This is a genomic window from Streptomyces luteireticuli (assembly GCF_041519305.1).
GTDB classification, from domain to species: Bacteria; Actinomycetota; Actinomycetes; order Streptomycetales; family Streptomycetaceae; genus Streptomyces; species Streptomyces luteireticuli.
In genome coordinates this window covers 6,102,066-6,116,621 of record NZ_CP167927.1, presented here as the reverse complement: position 1 = coordinate 6,116,621, position 14,556 = coordinate 6,102,066, and the positions used below count along the sequence as shown (strand labels likewise).

Annotated in this window: 15 protein-coding genes; 8 read left to right on the top strand and 7 right to left on the bottom strand. The window is 74.5% G+C overall.

Annotated elements, in window-relative coordinates; genetic code table 11:
* Nucleotides 1-73: 73 nt before the first annotated feature.
* From AB8735_RS27570 to AB8735_RS27545, 6 genes are all read left to right on the top strand, one after another.
* Complete coding sequence (locus AB8735_RS27570; protein WP_372410048.1) at nucleotides 74-724, top strand: amino acid ABC transporter permease; 651 nt, start codon at nucleotides 74-76, stop codon at nucleotides 722-724.
* On the top strand, nucleotides 721-1,596 hold the full coding sequence (locus tag AB8735_RS27565; protein WP_344020000.1) for an amino acid ABC transporter permease: 876 nt from the start codon (nucleotides 721-723) through the stop codon (nucleotides 1,594-1,596). Before AB8735_RS27570 ends, AB8735_RS27565 begins: the two co-directional genes overlap by 4 nt.
* 168 nt (nucleotides 1,597-1,764) lie before the next feature.
* Nucleotides 1,765-3,522, top strand: coding sequence for an FAD-dependent monooxygenase (locus AB8735_RS27560; RefSeq protein WP_372410047.1), 1,758 nt, complete (start codon nucleotides 1,765-1,767; stop codon nucleotides 3,520-3,522).
* 32 nt (nucleotides 3,523-3,554) lie between these two features.
* Nucleotides 3,555-3,641 carry a putative leader peptide gene (locus AB8735_RS27555; RefSeq protein ID WP_372411923.1) on the top strand — a complete coding sequence of 29 codons (87 nt, stop codon included), beginning with the start codon at nucleotides 3,555-3,557 and terminating at the stop codon, nucleotides 3,639-3,641.
* Entirely contained in the window at nucleotides 3,641-4,216 is a 576-nt protein-coding gene (locus tag AB8735_RS27550) for a cysteine dioxygenase (RefSeq protein WP_372410045.1), read from the top strand. The genes AB8735_RS27555 and AB8735_RS27550 overlap by 1 nt, the downstream gene beginning before the upstream one ends.
* Nucleotides 4,207-4,587 carry a rhodanese-like domain-containing protein gene (locus AB8735_RS27545; protein WP_344020047.1) on the top strand — a complete coding sequence of 127 codons (381 nt, stop codon included), beginning with the start codon at nucleotides 4,207-4,209 and terminating at the stop codon, nucleotides 4,585-4,587. Before AB8735_RS27550 ends, AB8735_RS27545 begins: the two co-directional genes overlap by 10 nt.
* 43 nt (nucleotides 4,588-4,630) lie before the next feature.
* On the opposite strand, the gene recX is transcribed toward AB8735_RS27545, so the two are convergent.
* From recX to AB8735_RS27525, 4 genes are all read right to left on the bottom strand, one after another.
* On the bottom strand, nucleotides 4,631-5,374 hold the full coding sequence (gene recX / locus AB8735_RS27540; RefSeq protein WP_372410043.1) for a recombination regulator RecX: 744 nt from the start codon (nucleotides 5,372-5,374) through the stop codon (nucleotides 4,631-4,633).
* A gap of 6 nt (nucleotides 5,375-5,380) precedes the next feature.
* Nucleotides 5,381-6,499 carry a recombinase RecA gene (gene recA / locus AB8735_RS27535; RefSeq protein WP_344020008.1) on the bottom strand — a complete coding sequence of 373 codons (1,119 nt, stop codon included), beginning with the start codon at nucleotides 6,497-6,499 and terminating at the stop codon, nucleotides 5,381-5,383.
* A 199-nt stretch (nucleotides 6,500-6,698) separates the two neighbouring features.
* Nucleotides 6,699-6,893 carry a DUF3046 domain-containing protein gene (locus AB8735_RS27530; RefSeq protein WP_344020010.1) on the bottom strand — a complete coding sequence of 65 codons (195 nt, stop codon included), beginning with the start codon at nucleotides 6,891-6,893 and terminating at the stop codon, nucleotides 6,699-6,701.
* A 17-nt stretch (nucleotides 6,894-6,910) separates the two neighbouring features.
* On the bottom strand, nucleotides 6,911-7,462 hold the full coding sequence (locus AB8735_RS27525) for a hypothetical protein (RefSeq protein ID WP_372410041.1): 552 nt from the start codon (nucleotides 7,460-7,462) through the stop codon (nucleotides 6,911-6,913).
* Between the two features lie 178 nt (nucleotides 7,463-7,640).
* Between AB8735_RS27525 and AB8735_RS27520 the strand changes: the two genes are divergently transcribed.
* Nucleotides 7,641-8,597: a hypothetical protein gene (locus AB8735_RS27520; RefSeq protein ID WP_344020014.1), complete on the top strand. Its 957-nt coding sequence runs from the start codon at nucleotides 7,641-7,643 to the stop codon at nucleotides 8,595-8,597.
* Between the two features lie 47 nt (nucleotides 8,598-8,644).
* Complete coding sequence (locus AB8735_RS27515; protein ID WP_372410038.1) at nucleotides 8,645-13,417, top strand: ATP-dependent helicase; 4,773 nt, start codon at nucleotides 8,645-8,647, stop codon at nucleotides 13,415-13,417.
* A 19-nt stretch (nucleotides 13,418-13,436) separates the two neighbouring features.
* Here AB8735_RS27515 and AB8735_RS27510 read toward each other — a convergent pair whose 3' ends face one another.
* The 3 genes from AB8735_RS27510 to AB8735_RS27500 are packed head-to-tail and all read right to left on the bottom strand — an operon-like array spanning nucleotide 13,437 to nucleotide 14,434.
* Complete coding sequence (locus AB8735_RS27510; RefSeq protein WP_344020018.1) at nucleotides 13,437-13,682, bottom strand: hypothetical protein; 246 nt, start codon at nucleotides 13,680-13,682, stop codon at nucleotides 13,437-13,439.
* Between the two features lie 13 nt (nucleotides 13,683-13,695).
* Nucleotides 13,696-13,917 (bottom strand): hypothetical protein, encoded by a 222-nt coding sequence (locus AB8735_RS27505; RefSeq protein WP_344020020.1) that lies wholly within the window; start codon nucleotides 13,915-13,917, stop codon nucleotides 13,696-13,698.
* Between the two features lie 46 nt (nucleotides 13,918-13,963).
* On the bottom strand, nucleotides 13,964-14,434 hold the full coding sequence (locus AB8735_RS27500; protein ID WP_372410036.1) for a Dps family protein: 471 nt from the start codon (nucleotides 14,432-14,434) through the stop codon (nucleotides 13,964-13,966).
* Between the last annotated feature and the right edge of the window lie 122 nt (nucleotides 14,435-14,556).

Below are 14,556 nucleotides of genomic sequence, written 5' to 3'. Positions count from 1 at the left end.
CCGGCCGCCGCCGCGGCCTCATGACCGGAGAGCCCCGTGACCCCGGAGAGCCCCGTGAACCCGGAGAATTGACGTGAACGTTCTGTCGGACCACTTCGCGGAGTTCCGCGAAGGCTTCCTGGGCACCGTCGAACTGACGGCGTCCAGCGCCCTGCTCGCCCTCGTCCTGGGCATCCTGATCGCCGGGTTCCGCGTCTCGCCGGTGCCCGTCCTGCGCGCGTTCGGCACGGTGTGGGTGACGCTGCTGCGCAACACCCCGCTCGTGCTGCTCTTCCTGGCCGTCACCCTGGGGCTGCCGGCGCTCGGCCTCAAGGGCTGGGACTCGTTCTGGCTCGCCGTGCTCGCCCTGGGCTGCTACACCTCGGCCTTCGTCTGCGAGGCGGTGCGCTCGGGCATCAACACCGTGCCGGTGGGCCAGGCCGAGGCCGCCCGCTCGATCGGGATGACCTTCACCCAGACCCTCGGCCAGATCGTGCTGCCCCAGGCGGCCCGCACCGCGATACCCCCGCTGGGCAGCCTGATGATCGCCCTCGCCAAGAACACCGCGATCGCCTCCGGCTTCAATGTGGCGGAACTGGCCGCACTGCAGAAGCAGTTGAACGCGGACGAGGGATACAACATCTATGTGATCTTCCTCTGGATCGCCCTCTGCTACCTCATCATCACCTTCGCCATCAGCGGCCTCTTCCGGCTGCTGGAGAGCAGGCTGGCGGTGGCCCGATGAGCGCCAACGTCCTCTACGACGCCCCAGGCCCGAAGGCCCGGATCCGTAACCGGATCTACGGCGCGCTCTCCGTCCTCGCCATCGTCGGCCTCCTGGCCTTCGTGGTCCAACGACTCGACTCCACCGGCCAGTTCCAGTCCGGCCTGTGGGAGGCCTACGAGTACACCGACACCCAGAACCGGATCCTCGACGGCCTGGTGACCACGCTCAAGACCTTCGGGATCGCGGCGCTGCTCTCCCTCGCGCTGGGCACCCTGCTGGCCGCCGCACGGCTCTCCGACCACGCACCCGTGCGCTGGGCGGCGACCGTGGCCGTGGAGTTCTTCCGCGCCATGCCGCTGCTCATCATGATCTTCCTGCTGTACGCGGCGTTCTTCACCAACGACCCCATGTGGGCGCTGGTCATCGGGCTGACCCTGTACAACGGGTCGGTCCAGGCGGAGATCTTCCGCTCCGGCATCAAGGCGGTGCCCCAGGGACAGGGCGAGGCCGCCCGGGCGCTCGGGCTGCGCAAGACGCAGGTGATGGCGTACGTCCTCGTCCCGCAGGCCGTGCGGTCGATGCTGCCCTCGATCATCAGCCAGCTGGTCGTGACGCTGAAGGACACCGCGCTGGGCTTCATCATCCTCTACGAGGAACTCCTCTTCGTGGGCAAGGCGTTCGCCCAGCAGACCGAGCCGGTGAACGGCGTCTACGCCTTCATCCCCATGGTCATCGTCTTCGGTTCGATCTACATCCTGCTGTGCCTGGCCCTGTCCGGCGTGGCCACCTGGATCGAACGGCGCACGAAGCGCTCCCGCAAGGGCGCCCCTCCCGCTCCCCCCGTGGCGCTCGACCTCGGGACCGGTGGGTCCGGCGTGGTGAACCCCTGACGCGCCGCGGGGCACGCGTGGCGTGCGGCACCCGGTGGTCCGCTCCGGGCCACGGGGGCGCACGCCACCGGCGCGCCACCGGGCGGCCACTGATCACTTGACGCAAGCAGCGGCAATGGGTTGCATACGTTCTGTGATCGCGCTCCGTCTCCTCACCCGCCCCGCCCCGTGGACCCGGTGACCGTCGTCGGGGCCGGCCCCGTCGGTCTCGCCCTCGCCCTGTCCCTCGCCCGGTACGAGGTGCCCGTCGTCGTCCTCGACGAGAGGCCGGCCGACGACGCCGACCTCGCCGACCGGCGGCTCGCCCGTACCGCCGTCCTCCGGCCCGACACGGCGGCCATGCTGGAGCGGCTCGGCTGCACGACGGCGGAGGGCGCCCGCTGGTCCGGGTGGCGCACGATGCGGCGGCGCACTCTGGTGGCACAGGTGCACTTCGGCGAGCGGGACCCCGGCAAGGATCCGGACGAAGTCGCCCTCGACGAGGACCGGTTGGACGGGGATGCCCCCGCCGTCACACCGGTCACGCCGGCCCCGCCCGTCGCACCGGGAGAACCGTCCCCGCTGCATCTGCCGCAGCACGCGCTGGCGCGCGAACTGCGCGCCGCCCTCGCCGGCCGCGACGACGTCCGGATCGTCCCCGGCAGCAAGGTCACCGTGCTCCAGCAGGACACCGACGGGATCACCCTGCATACCCGGGGCGGGAACGGGTCCGCCTGGCGCGCCGGTTACCTCGTCGGCTGCGACGGCCCCCGGTCCGTCGTCCGCAAGCTGCTCGGCACCCGCTTCCCCGGCCGCACGGCCGTCGAGCGGTACGCGGTCGCGGCCCTGCGCACCGAACTCCCCTGGCCGGGCGAGGCCGTTCTCCAGCGGTCGCCCCTGCGGGGCGCGGAGGTGACGGCCCGTCCGCTGCCGGACGGGGTCTGGCGGCTGGACTGGCTGCTGCCGCCGGACGGCGGGCTGGTCACGCCCGAGGACATGATCGGCCACATCCACGACACACTCGGCGCCTGGTGCGGGGACGTGCCGCGGTACGAGCTCCTGGACACCGGGGTGCACGCCGTGCACCACCGGCTCGCGCGCAGCTGGCGCAGCGGGCGGGTCTTCCTGGCCGGGGACGCCGCCCATCTGCTGGGCGCGCTCGGCACCCAGGGTCTGGACGAGGGCCTGCGGGACGCCGGCAACCTCGCCTGGAAGCTGGCCCAGGCCTGGCACCACGGGGCGTCCGAGGCGCTGCTCGACAGCTACGAGGCCGAGCGGCGGGAGGCGGTGGGGGCCCGGCTGCGGACCGCCGACCGGGCGCTGCCCGCCGTGCGGGGCGCGGGCGGCTGGCGCACGGTCCGGCGCACCGTGGTCCCGGGCGCCGTGCGGGGCCACGACACGCTGCTGACGGATGGTCATGTGGGGCGCGGGGCGCTGGGCGAGCCGGCGGTGTACACCCGTACGCCCCTGGCCCCGGCGTCGCCGCCCGGCAGTGCGGTGCCGGTGGGCACCGCGGTCGGGGCGCCCGTGGCGGACGTGCCGGTGACGGCGCCGGACGGCTCGGCGGTCCGGCTGCACGACCGGCTGGACGGACCACTGCTGGTCGTGCTGGTCGCCCCCGGCACCGGGGTGTGGGAGCGGCGGCACTGGCTGGGCGCGGGGCTGATGCCCGGGCTGGCGGCGGCCGTGGGCGCCCTGCCCGTGCGCGCCGAACTGCTCGTCGCCGAGGGCTATCCGGGGGCCGCGGCGCACACGGTGCTCGTGGTGCGGCCGGACGGCCATCTGGTGGCGGCGATGTCCGGAGTGCGCCCGGCGGAGCTGTACGCCTGCGCGGACGCGATCCGCGGCGGGTCCCCCGAACCGGCCCGGGAGACGGGCACGGACCTCGTCAAGGAGCCGTCGGAGAAGGCCGATCCGGCTCCCCGTGAGGCTTCGGCCAAGCGTTGACCGGCCCGGCGGGCCGTGGTTGACTCCGGCCCATGACCGACAGCGGTGCCCGTTTCTGGCGGAGGGTCCATGTGGACCTGCTCCGCTACGCGGGCTGCGTCTGTCGTCCGTCCTGCTGATGCGCGTGTGTTCACTTCCTTCGCGATCAACCAGGGCGGTCCCGTTGTCCTCTCCTGTCCTCTCCCCCTCCCCCGGCGTCGGCGCACCCTCCGCGGCCGACCTCCTCCGCTTCGCGCGCGGCGTGGCCGCGGACGCGTCGCTCGTCTCCTCCCTCCCGCTCGACCCCGAGGGCCGTACCTGGATCCGGCTGGAGGGGCCGGGCGGCAGCCAGGCGTGGCTGATCGGCTGGCCGCCGGGCACCGGCACCGGCTGGCACGACCACGGCGGCTCGCACGGCGCCTTCGTCACCGCCGACGGCCGTCTGACCGAGCAGTCCCTGACGGCCCAACTGCCCACGGAGGGCTGGACCTTGCTGGAGCTGGCGGAGGGCGTCGACCGCGAACGGCAGCTCGCCGCACAGGACGGCCGGGCCTTCGGCCCGCACCATGTGCACCAGGTGTTCAACTCCTCGGAGGAGGAGCACGCAGTGTCGGTGCACGCCTACTACCCGCCGCTGCCGCTGATGCGGCGGTACGGACGGACAGGGCGGGTGCTGCGTCTGGAGGAGGTCGAGTGGCCGGAGGAATGGACGTGACGGTCGAGGAGTTGCTCGCCACCGCCCGCGCCGAACTGGACCGCCTCGCCCCCGCCGAGGCCGCCGGGGCACAGGCCGCGGGCGGCCTGCTGGTGGACATCCGCTACGCCGCGCTGCGGGAACGGGACGGAACGATCCCCGGGGCACTGGTCGTGGAACGCAACGAGCTGGAGTGGCGCCTGGATCCCCTGTGCCCCCACCGTGCCGAGGAGGCGACCGGTCACGGTCTGCGGGTGGTGGTGATCTGCGACGAGGGCTATGCGTCGTCGCTCGCGGCCGTCTCGCTACGACGGCTGGGCCTGCGCCGGGCGACGGATGTGGTGGGCGGCTTCCAGGCGTGGCGGGCGGCGGGGTTGCCGGTCATGCGATGAGGGGGACCGCTTCCGCCGGGCCCACCGGACCCGGCGGCCGCCCTCACTCCCCGTCCCCGGACAAGTACGCGTCCAGCGCCTCCGGATCGTCCCCCTCCTCCTCCAGCGCCTGCCGCACCACCCGCACCGCAAGCCCCTCCGAATACCCCTTCCGGGCAAGCATCCCGACAAGCCGCCGCAGCCGCTTCTCCCGCTCCATCCCCCGCGTGACCCGGAGCTTGCGCTCCACCAGCTCACGCGCCGTACGCTCCTCCTGCTCCGCGTCGAGCCTCCCGACCGCCTCGTCGATCACCGCCGACTCCACACCCTTCGTGCGGAGTTCGCGGGCGAGGGCCCGGCGGGCGAGTCCCCGTCCGCGGTGCCGGGAGTCCACCCAGGCCCCCGCGAAGGCGGCGTCGTCGATCAGCCCCACTTCCTCGAAGCGGGACAGCACCGCCTCCGCCGCGTCGTCGGGGATGCCCCGTTGGGCCAGCGCCTCCGCCAACTGCTTGCGGGTGCGCGGGGATCCGGTGAGCAGGCGCAGGCAGATGGCCCGCGCCTGCTCCTCGGGGGGCAGCGGCGCCCCTCCCCCGGCTCTCGACGGGGGCTCGGCACCGCTGCCGGTCCGTTCGCCACGACTGCCACGACTGCCACGGCCGCCGCGGCCGGCACGACCGGCACGACCGCGATCGCCCCCGGACCGGCCGTCGGACGACTGCGGCGAAGACCGGTCGGCTGAAGACCCGTCGGGCGAAGGCCAGTCGGACGAAAACCCGCCGGGCGAAGACCAGTCGCTCCGTCGCACCATGCGCGACTACGCCTTGGCCGAGGCCTTGGCGGCCTTCCCCGTGGCCTTGGCGGGCGTGGCCGGAGCGGGCACGGTCTTGGCGGGCTCGCCCGCCGCGTCGGCACCGTCCCCCTCGGCCGGGGCGGCGCCCCGCTGGCCCACGCCCAGCTTGTCCTTGATCTTCTTCTCGATCTCGTCGGCGAGGTCGGGGTTGTCCTTGAGGAAGTTGCGGGCGTTCTCCTTGCCCTGGCCGAGCTGGTCGCCCTCGTAGGTGTACCAGGCACCGGCCTTGCGGACGAAGCCGTGCTCCACACCCATGTCGATCAGGCCGCCCTCGCGGCTGATGCCCTGGCCGTAGAGGATGTCGAACTCGGCCTGCTTGAAGGGCGGAGCGACCTTGTTCTTGACGACCTTGCAGCGGGTGCGGTTGCCGACCGCCTCCGTGCCGTCCTTGAGCGTCTCGATGCGGCGGATGTCGATGCGCACCGAGGCGTAGAACTTCAGCGCCCGGCCACCGGTCGTGGTCTCGGGGGAACCGAACATCACACCGATCTTCTCGCGAAGCTGGTTGATGAAGATCGCGGTGGTCTTGGACTGGTTGAGCGCGCTGGTGATCTTCCGCAGCGCCTGGCTCATCAGCCGGGCCTGGAGGCCCACGTGCGAGTCGCCCATCTCGCCCTCGATCTCCGCGCGGGGCACCAGGGCCGCCACGGAGTCGATGACGATCAGGTCGAGCGCGCCGGAGCGGACCAGCATGTCGACGATCTCCAGCGCCTGCTCGCCGTTGTCCGGCTGGGACAGGATCAGGTTGTCGATGTCGACGCCCAGCTTGCGGGCGTACTCGGGGTCGAGCGCGTGCTCGGCGTCGACGAACGCCACCGTGCCGCCGGCCCGCTGTGCGTTGGCCACCGCGTGCAGGGTGAGCGTCGTCTTGCCGGAGGACTCCGGCCCGTAGATCTCCACCACGCGGCCGCGCGGCAGCCCGCCGACACCGAGCGCGACGTCGAGAGCGGTCGACCCGGTGGAGATGACCTCGATGGGCTCGTTGGGCCGCTCACCGAGGCGCATCACGGCGCCCTTGCCGAATTGCCGTTCAATCTGCGCGAGCGCGGCGTCGAGCGCCTTCTCGCGGTCCGTGCCTGCCATGGGTTCCACCCGGTTTGCTTGAGTCGATCGCTTCACGTCCACGACGCTAGCGCCTGCCACTGACAACGGGCCCGGACACCGCTCCGACCTGCGGAAACGTCATGTTGCGGACATTTCCGGGAGGGCCCGGACCACCCATGAGAATGGATGTTCGATTTTTGTGTCAAACGCGGCACGCGGGTCCGCACGGCCTTCCGGATCAGCGCTTGTCGGCAGGGATCTCCATCGCCCGGCAGACCGCGCGCCACACGGCCTTCGCCTCCCAGCCGGCGTCCAGTGCCTGGTGCACCGTCCTGCCGCCCAGCTCGGACATCACGTGGTCGCGCGCGAAGGAGTCGGCGTACGCCGCCCCGAAATGATCCGCCATCCGCTGCCAGAAAACCGTCAACCGCATGGACGCAGCGTAAGCCGTCACGCGCCGTGCGCGGACACGGCGATCCCCGGACCACCCCGGCGCAGGGTCCCCCGCCGGAACAGCAGCACGGCGTGCTGGACACCCAGCGTGACCCCGAAGCCGAGCAGGAACGCGTTGCCGTTGAACGGCTCGTCGGTCAGCGCGTACTCGACGGCCGAGACCGCGCAGCGCGCGACGACGGTCAGCAGCCACAGCCGCAGGACGGCGGAGTCGCCCCGGCGCCACACCGTCCCGTCCGCGTCGCGCCACAGCGGCATGGCCCGGCCGCGCAGCACGCCGAACGCCGCCGAGACGGCCAGCCCCAGGGCCAGGAACACCAGGCCCGCCGCCGTCGCGCGCGCCGGGCCGGGCGGGACGAGGCCGCGGACCACGAGCAGGGCCACCCAGACGAACGCGACGGCCCGCACCCTGCGGGCCCGGAACTGGAGCACCAGGACGAGCGCCGTGATCCCCAGGACCAGGAGCGCGTTCGCCCCGCCGATCAGCTGAGCGACGTGCTCGTCCCCCGCGGCACCGGCTGCCGCCCGAACGGATATGGCTGCGTCCACCGTTGTCCCCCGTACACCGTTGCCCCCGTACTTTTCAGACCGGCCGATCCTACGGAACGCTCCCGCGGGACCGTCCGGCCCGCCTCCGTCAACCCCGTACCCCCCGCCCCCCGCCCCTGCGGGTGCAGCCGGGCACGAGCCGCTGACCGGCGGCGTTTTCCGCCCTACGGTCTTGTGCATGGCCCCACCCGGAGCATCCCCCGTAGCCCGTGCCGAAGCCTTCGTCTGGCTGACCGCCCGCGTCCTCGAACAGCGCAGATTCGCCTACCACTTCCTCGACGGCAGCCCGGACGCCGTGGAGGCGGCGCTGACGGCCTACCGGGGCGAGGACGGCGGCTACGGACACGCTCTGGACCCGGACCTGCGCGGCCCGGTGAGCCAGCCGCACCACACCGCGCACGCCCTGCGCGTCCTCGACGAGATCGGCCGCTGCACGGACCGCCGCGCCGAACTCGTGTGCCGCTATCTGACCGCGGTCTCCACCCCGGAGGGCGCGCTCCCCGCGCTGCACCCGGCGTCCGCCGCCTGGCCGGCGGCGCCCTGGTTCCCCGCCCCGCCCGGCGGTCCCGGCGCCCCGGCCGCCGGCTCCCTGCTGACCACCGGGCCCGTCGTGGGGCTGCTGCACCGCAACGCGGTGTGGCACGCCTGGCTGTTCCGGGCCACCGACTTCTGCTGGGCCGCGATCGACGCGCTGGTGCTCGCTGGGCGGCCGCACCCCTACGAGGTCGAGGCGGCCGTCGCCTTCCTCGACGGGGCCCCGGACCGCGCCCGGGCCGAGGCCGCCGCCGACCGGCTCGGCCGGGTGGTCCGCGAGCAGCGGCTGGCCGTGCTGGACCCGGAGCGGGCGGCGGCGGACCCGCCGGCCGCCGGGTCCGCCGCGCACCACTTCCCGCACGACTACGCCCGGACCCCCGACTCGCTGGCCCGCCCCTGGTTCACCGACACCGAACTCGGCCGCTCGCTGGACCACTTGGCCGCGGCGCAGCAGGAGGACGGCGGCTGGCCGCTGCGCCGCGGCGCCTGGGCGCCGGGCACCGCCCTGGAGGGCCGCCCGCTGACCACCGTCGAGGCGCTCCTGACCCTGCGCGCCCACGGCCGCGGCAGCCCGCGCCCGAACCCCCCGCATCCGGTCTGACCTGCGCGTCCGGGGCATTGTCAGTGCCCCGGTGCACGATGGGGGGCATGACGGACGACTCGGCGACCGGCCCCGCACGGGCCTCGGCGGAGGACGGACACCCGGCCCTCGCCGGCTTCTCCCCCGCGACCCGCTCCTGGTTCACGGGCGCCTTCACCGCGCCCACGGCCGCGCAGGCCGGCGCCTGGGGGGCCATCGCCGAGGGGTCGGACGTCCTGGTCGTCGCGCCCACCGGCTCCGGCAAGACCCTCGCCGCCTTCCTCGCCTCGCTGGACCGGCTGGTGAGCGCCCCGCCGCCGGCCGAGCGCGCCAAGCGCTGCCGCGTGCTCTACGTCTCCCCGCTCAAGGCCCTCGCGGTGGACGTCGAGCGCAATCTGCGCAGCCCGCTCACCGGCATCCGCCAGGAGGCCGTCCGGCTGGGCCTGCCCGAGCCGGAGATCCGCGTCGGCATCCGCTTCGGCGACACCCCGGCCGCCGAGCGCCGCGCCCTGGCCACCCGGCCGCCGGACATCCTCATCACCACGCCCGAGTCACTGTTCCTGATGCTCACCTCCGCGGCCCGGGAGGCGCTCGCGGGCGTGGAGACCGTCATCCTCGACGAGGTGCACGCCGTCGCGGGGACGAAGCGCGGCGCGCACCTGGCCCTGTCCCTGGAGCGGCTGGACGCCCTGCTCCCGCGCCCCGCCAGGCGCATCGGCCTGTCCGCCACCGTGCGTCCGGTGGAGGAAGTGGCGCGCTATCTGTCGCCGCACCGCCGGGTGGAGATCGTCCAGCCGCCGTCGGAAAAGGAGTTCGACCTCTCCGTGGTCGTCCCCGTGGAGGATCTGGGCGAGCTGGGCACCGCCCCCGTCCAGGAGGGGGACGAGCGGGAGCGGCCCTCGGTCTGGCCCCATGTCGAGGAGCGCATCGCCGATCTCGTCCTGGCCCACCGCTCCACGATCGTCTTCGCCAACTCCCGCCGCCTGGCGGAGCGGCTGTGCAACCGGCTCAACGAGATCGCCCACGAGCGGACCACCGGCGAGCCGCTGTCCGAGGCCCACTCCCCGGCCGGACTGATGGCCCAGTCCGGCGCCGCCCGGGGCGCGCCGCCGGTGCTCGCCCGCGCGCACCACGGCTCGGTCTCCAAGGAGCAGCGCGCCCAGGTCGAGGAGGATCTGAAGGCCGGGCGTCTGCCCGCCGTCGTCGCCACCTCCAGCCTGGAGCTGGGCATCGACATGGGCGCCGTCGACCTGGTCGTCCAGGTCGAGTCGCCCCCGTCGGTCGCCTCCGGCCTCCAGCGGGTCGGCCGCGCCGGACACCAGGTGGGCGCCGTCTCCACCGGTGTCGTCTTCCCCAAGTACCGGGGCGACCTGGTGCAGGCGGCGGTCGTGACGGAGCGGATGCGCCAGGGCGCCATCGAGTCCCTGCGGGTGCCCGCCAATCCGCTGGACGTGCTGGCCCAGCAGATCGTCGCCATGACGGCCATGGACGCCTGGGACGTCGGGGAGCTGCTGGCCCTGGTGCGCCGCGCGGCCCCCTTCGCCGCGCTCCCGGAGTCCGCCTACCACGGCGTGCTCGACATGCTCGCCGGGCGCTATCCGTCCGACGCCTTCGCCGAGCTCCGCCCCCGCCTGGTCTGGGACCGGATCGCCCACACCGTCACCGGGCGCCCCGGGGCCCAGCGCCTCGCGGTCACCTCCGGCGGCACGATCCCCGACCGCGGCCTCTTCGGCGTCTTCCTCGCCGGCGCCGATCCCAAGAAGGGCGGCGGCCCATCGGATACAGCAGCGCGAAGCGCTTCCCCTCGGGGTGGTGGCGGGCGACGGGTGGGCGAGCTGGACGAGGAGATGGTCTACGAGTCCCGGGTGGGCGACGTGTTCACCCTGGGCACGACGTCCTGGCGGATCGAGGACATCACCCGCGACCGCGTCCTGGTCACCCCCGCCCCGGGCGTCCCCGGCCGGCTGCCGTTCTGGAAGGGCGACCAGCTGGGCCGCCCGCTCGAACTCGGCCGTGAGCTGGGCGCGTTCCTCCGCGAGGTCGGCGGCGCGGCGCCGGAGGCCGCCCGCGCCCGCCTCACCGCCGCCGGCCTCGACACCTGGGCCGCCGACAACGTCCTGGCCTACCTCGGCGAACAGCGCCGCGCCTGCGGCCATGTGCCCGACGACCGGACGATCGTCGTCGAGCGGTTCCGCGACGAGCTGGGCGACTGGCGGGTGGTCGTCCACTCCCCCTTCGGCGCCCAGGTGCACGCCCCCTGGGCACTGGCCCTCGGCGCCCGCCTCACCGAGCGGTACGGCATGGACGCCCAGGTGATGCACGCGGACGACGGCATCGTCCTGCGCCTGCCCGACGCCGATCTCCTGGGCCCGGACCTGCTCGATGCCGGCCCGGCCCGCCCGGGCGCCGGGTACGACGGCGAGGAGTCCCCCGTCGGCGCCGCGGACGTCGTCTTCGACCCGGGCGGCATCGGCCAGGTGGTCACCGACCAGGTGGGCGGATCGGCCCTGTTCGCCGCCCGCTTCCGCGAGTGCGCCGCCCGCGCCCTGCTGCTGCCGCGGCGCAGCCCGGGCAAGCGCACCCCGCTGTGGCAGCAGCGCCAGCGCGCCGCTCAGCTGCTGGAGGTCGCCAGCGAGTTCGGCTCGTTCCCGATCGTTCTGGAGGCCGTCCGCGAATGCCTCCAGGACGTCTTCGACGTCCCCGGCCTCACCGAGCTCATGGGCGACATCGAGGCGCGCCGCGTACGGCTGGTCGAGGTCACCACCCCCGAGCCGTCGCCGTTCGCCCGCTCGCTGCTCTTCGGCTACGTCGCCCAGTTCCTCTACGAGGGCGACTCCCCGCTCGCGGAGCGCCGCGCCGCCGCGCTCTCGCTGGACTCGCGGCTGCTGGCCGAGCTGCTGGGCCAGGCCGAGCTGCGCGAGCTGCTCGACGCGGACGTCCTGGACGAGCTGGAGCGCGAGCTCCAGTGGCGCACCGAGGACCGCCGCGTCAAGGACGCCGAGGGCGTCGCCGATCTGCTGCGCCTCCTCGGGCCCCTCACCGACGAGGAGTTGGCCGGGCGCGGCGCCGAGCCGGATTGGGCACGCGAGCTCGCCGACGCCCGCCGTGCCCTGCGCGTGCGCATCGCCGGCCGGGAGCACTGGTGCGCCGTCGAGGACGCCGGACGGCTGCGCGACGCGCTGGGCACGGCCCTGCCCGTGGGCGTCCCCGAGGCGTTCACCGAGCCGGTCAAGGACCCCTTGGGCGATCTGCTGGCCCGCTATGCCCGCACCCACGGCCCGTTCACCTCGGCGCAGGCCGCGGCCCGCTTCGGCCTGGGCACGGCGGTCACCGACGGCGCCCTGCACCGCCTCGCCGCCGAAGGCCGCCTGGTCCAGGGCGAGTTCCACCCAGCGGGTACAGATCAGGAATGGTGCGACGCCACTGTCCTGCGCCGCCTCCGCCGCCGTTCCCTGGCCGCGCTGCGCCAGGAGCTGGAGCCGGTGCCGCCCGCCGCGCTCGCCGCCTTCCTCCCCCAGTGGCAGCACATCGGCGGCCACGGCCTGCGCGGCATCGACGGACTCCTGCGCGCCGTCGAGCAGTTGCAGGGCGCGCCGGTCCCCGCCTCGGCCCTGGAGAAGCTCGTCCTGCCCGCCCGCGTGGCGGACTACTCCCCGGCGATGCTCGACGAGCTCACCGCGTCGGGCGAGGTCGTCTGGGCCGGCGCCGGCGCCCTGCCCGGCAAGGACGGCTGGGTGTCCCTGCTGCCGGCCGACACGGCCCCGCTCCTGCTGCCGGAGCCGCACCCGCTGGAGCCGACGCCCGTGCACCGGGCCGTCCTCGACGCCCTCTCCGGCGGATACGGCCTGTTCTTCCGTCAGATCACCGACCGCGTCCGCGCCGCGCTCCCCGAGCCGGACGGCCCCCTGACCACCGACGCACAGATCGCCGACGCCGTGTGGGACCTCGCCTGGTCCGGCCGGATCACGGGCGACACCCTGGCCCCGTTGCGCTCGCTCCTGGGCTCGGGCCGGACGGCGGGCTCCACGGCGCACCGCGCCAAACGCCCCGTGCCGCGCGGGCGTTACGGCTCCTTCACCGGACGGGGCGCCCCGCTCCGCCCCACCGCCTCCCGCGGCGGGCCGCCCACGGTCGCCGGCCGCTGGTCCCTGCTGCCCCCGCCCGAGCCCGACCCCACCCATCGGGCCCACGCCCTGGCCAGGACGCTCCTCGACCGGCACGGTGTGGTGACCCGCGGCGCCGTCGCCGCCGAAGGAGTGGAGGGCGGCTTCTCCGCCGCGTACCGGGTGCTCTCCGCCTTCGAGGAGAGCGGCCAGGCCCGCCGCGGCTATGTCGTCGAGGGGCTGGGCGCCGCCCAGTTCGCCATGGACGGCGCCGTCGACCGCCTCCGGGCCATCGGCACCGCCCGCGAGCGGGCCGACGGCCCCGGCCACCGCCCGGCCACGGCCCGCGCGGTGGTGCTGGCCGCCGCCGATCCGGCGAACGCCTACGGCGCGGCCCTCCCCTGGCCCGATCCCCCGGCGGGCGCCGCCCACAAGCCCGGCCGCAAGGCGGGCTCCCTGGTGGTGCTGGTGGACGGGGCCCTGGTGCTCTTCGTGGAGCGCGGCGGCAAGACCCTGCTGGCCTGGCCGCCGGCGGAAGGGGAGGAGGCGCACCCCGACGACGCCGGGCTCCGCACGGCCGTGGAGGCCCTGGCCGCGGCGGCCCGCGCCGGTGCCCTGGGCACGGTGACCGTCGAGCGGATCAACGGCGCCCCGGCGCTCACCGCGCCGCTGGGTTCCGTCCTGGAGTCGGCCGGCTTCCATGCCACGCCCCGGGGGCTGCGGATGCGCGCGCCCTAAGGACCGTCCGGGCGCCCGCCTACCGGATCCGGCGCCCGCGCCGCCGCCCGCGCGGCCGGGCCCAGGGCACGCAGTGCACCGGCAGCAGGCCCAGCCCCCATCCGGCGGCCGCCAGCGACTCCACCGGCCCCGCGCCGCCCCCGGCACCCAGCCGGTGCACGGCCCAGGCCCACACCACGACCGGCGCGAGGGAGGCCGCCCGGGCGACTGCCCGCCACGGCCCGGACGGACGCGCCCGCCCGCGCCCGTGCGACGAAGTGCCCACCGGGTGCCGCCCGTCAGCCGGATGCCTCGGCGTCCTCGCCGCGCAGCAGCGCCAGTTCGGTCTCCAGCTCCGCGATCCTCCGGTCGCGCCGGTGGAGTTCGACGATCACCCGCTGCTCCCCTTCGTGCGCACCCTCCTGGTAGACGCTGCGCACGAAGGCGCCGGCCGCTCGCCGGTCGAGCTCGGAGACGGTCATGAGCTCGTTCGTGAAGCGGAACACCGGGTGCTCGTCCATGCCCCCAGGAGACCGCGCCGGCCCCGGCTCCGCCACCCGGCACCGCTCAGGCGTTCTCCGCCTGGAACATCCAGTGGTGCTTCTCGAGGTCCGCGGTGAGCCCGATGAGGATGTCCTGGCTGACCGGGTCGGGGTCCCCGGTGTCCCGGATGCGCTCCCGCATCCGGGTGATGACGGCGTCGAGCGCGTCGACCAGGAGCCGCACCACGTCCACGTCCTTGGTCCAGCCGCCCCCGAGCGGGGCGATGCCACTGGTCCTGGCCACGGTGTCGGCCCGGCCGTCGGGCGGGACGCCGAGGGCGGAGGCGCGCTCGGCGACGGTGTCGGCGTGCTGCCGCGCACTGACCACGACCTCGTCGAGCTGGAGGTGCACCGAGCGGAAACGCGGGCCCACGATCGTCCAGTGGACCTGTTTGGCGACGAGCGAGAGGTCCACGAGGTCGACGAGCGCGCCCTGGAGGGCGTCGCCGACGGTCTTGCGGTCCTGTTCCGGCAGCGGGCTCTTCACGACAGACATGCGCTTCTCCTTTGCCGTCCGGTCCCGGTTTTCGCTTTCGTCCGTCCCCCACCACCGGTCCGTCCTCCCACCATCGCACAGTGCCCGGAATCGGGCCGGAGGGGAGAAATCAGACGGGAAAT

What these genes read in the sequence shown, in the direction of transcription:
- AB8735_RS27520 (WP_344020014.1), top strand. Translation starts at nt 7,641, where the DNA reads ATGGCCCCACCCGGAGCATCCCCCGTAGCCCGTGCCGAAGCCTTCGTC.
- AB8735_RS27555 (WP_372411923.1), top strand. Translation starts at nt 3,555, where the DNA reads ATGACCGACAGCGGTGCCCGTTTCTGGCGGAGGGTCCATGTGGACCTG.
- AB8735_RS27500 (WP_372410036.1), bottom strand. Translation starts at nt 14,434, where the DNA reads ATGTCTGTCGTGAAGAGCCCGCTGCCGGAACAGGACCGCAAGACCGTC.
- AB8735_RS27530 (WP_344020010.1), bottom strand. Translation starts at nt 6,893, where the DNA reads ATGCGGTTGACGGTTTTCTGGCAGCGGATGGCGGATCATTTCGGGGCG.
- AB8735_RS27565 (WP_344020000.1), top strand. Translation starts at nt 721, where the DNA reads ATGAGCGCCAACGTCCTCTACGACGCCCCAGGCCCGAAGGCCCGGATC.
- recA (WP_344020008.1), bottom strand. Translation starts at nt 6,499, where the DNA reads ATGGCAGGCACGGACCGCGAGAAGGCGCTCGACGCCGCGCTCGCGCAG.
- recX (WP_372410043.1), bottom strand. Translation starts at nt 5,374, where the DNA reads ATGGTGCGACGGAGCGACTGGTCTTCGCCCGGCGGGTTTTCGTCCGAC.
- AB8735_RS27515 (WP_372410038.1), top strand. Translation starts at nt 8,645, where the DNA reads ATGACGGACGACTCGGCGACCGGCCCCGCACGGGCCTCGGCGGAGGAC.
- AB8735_RS27550 (WP_372410045.1), top strand. Translation starts at nt 3,641, where the DNA reads ATGCGCGTGTGTTCACTTCCTTCGCGATCAACCAGGGCGGTCCCGTTG.
- AB8735_RS27505 (WP_344020020.1), bottom strand. Translation starts at nt 13,917, where the DNA reads ATGGACGAGCACCCGGTGTTCCGCTTCACGAACGAGCTCATGACCGTC.
- AB8735_RS27545 (WP_344020047.1), top strand. Translation starts at nt 4,207, where the DNA reads ATGGACGTGACGGTCGAGGAGTTGCTCGCCACCGCCCGCGCCGAACTG.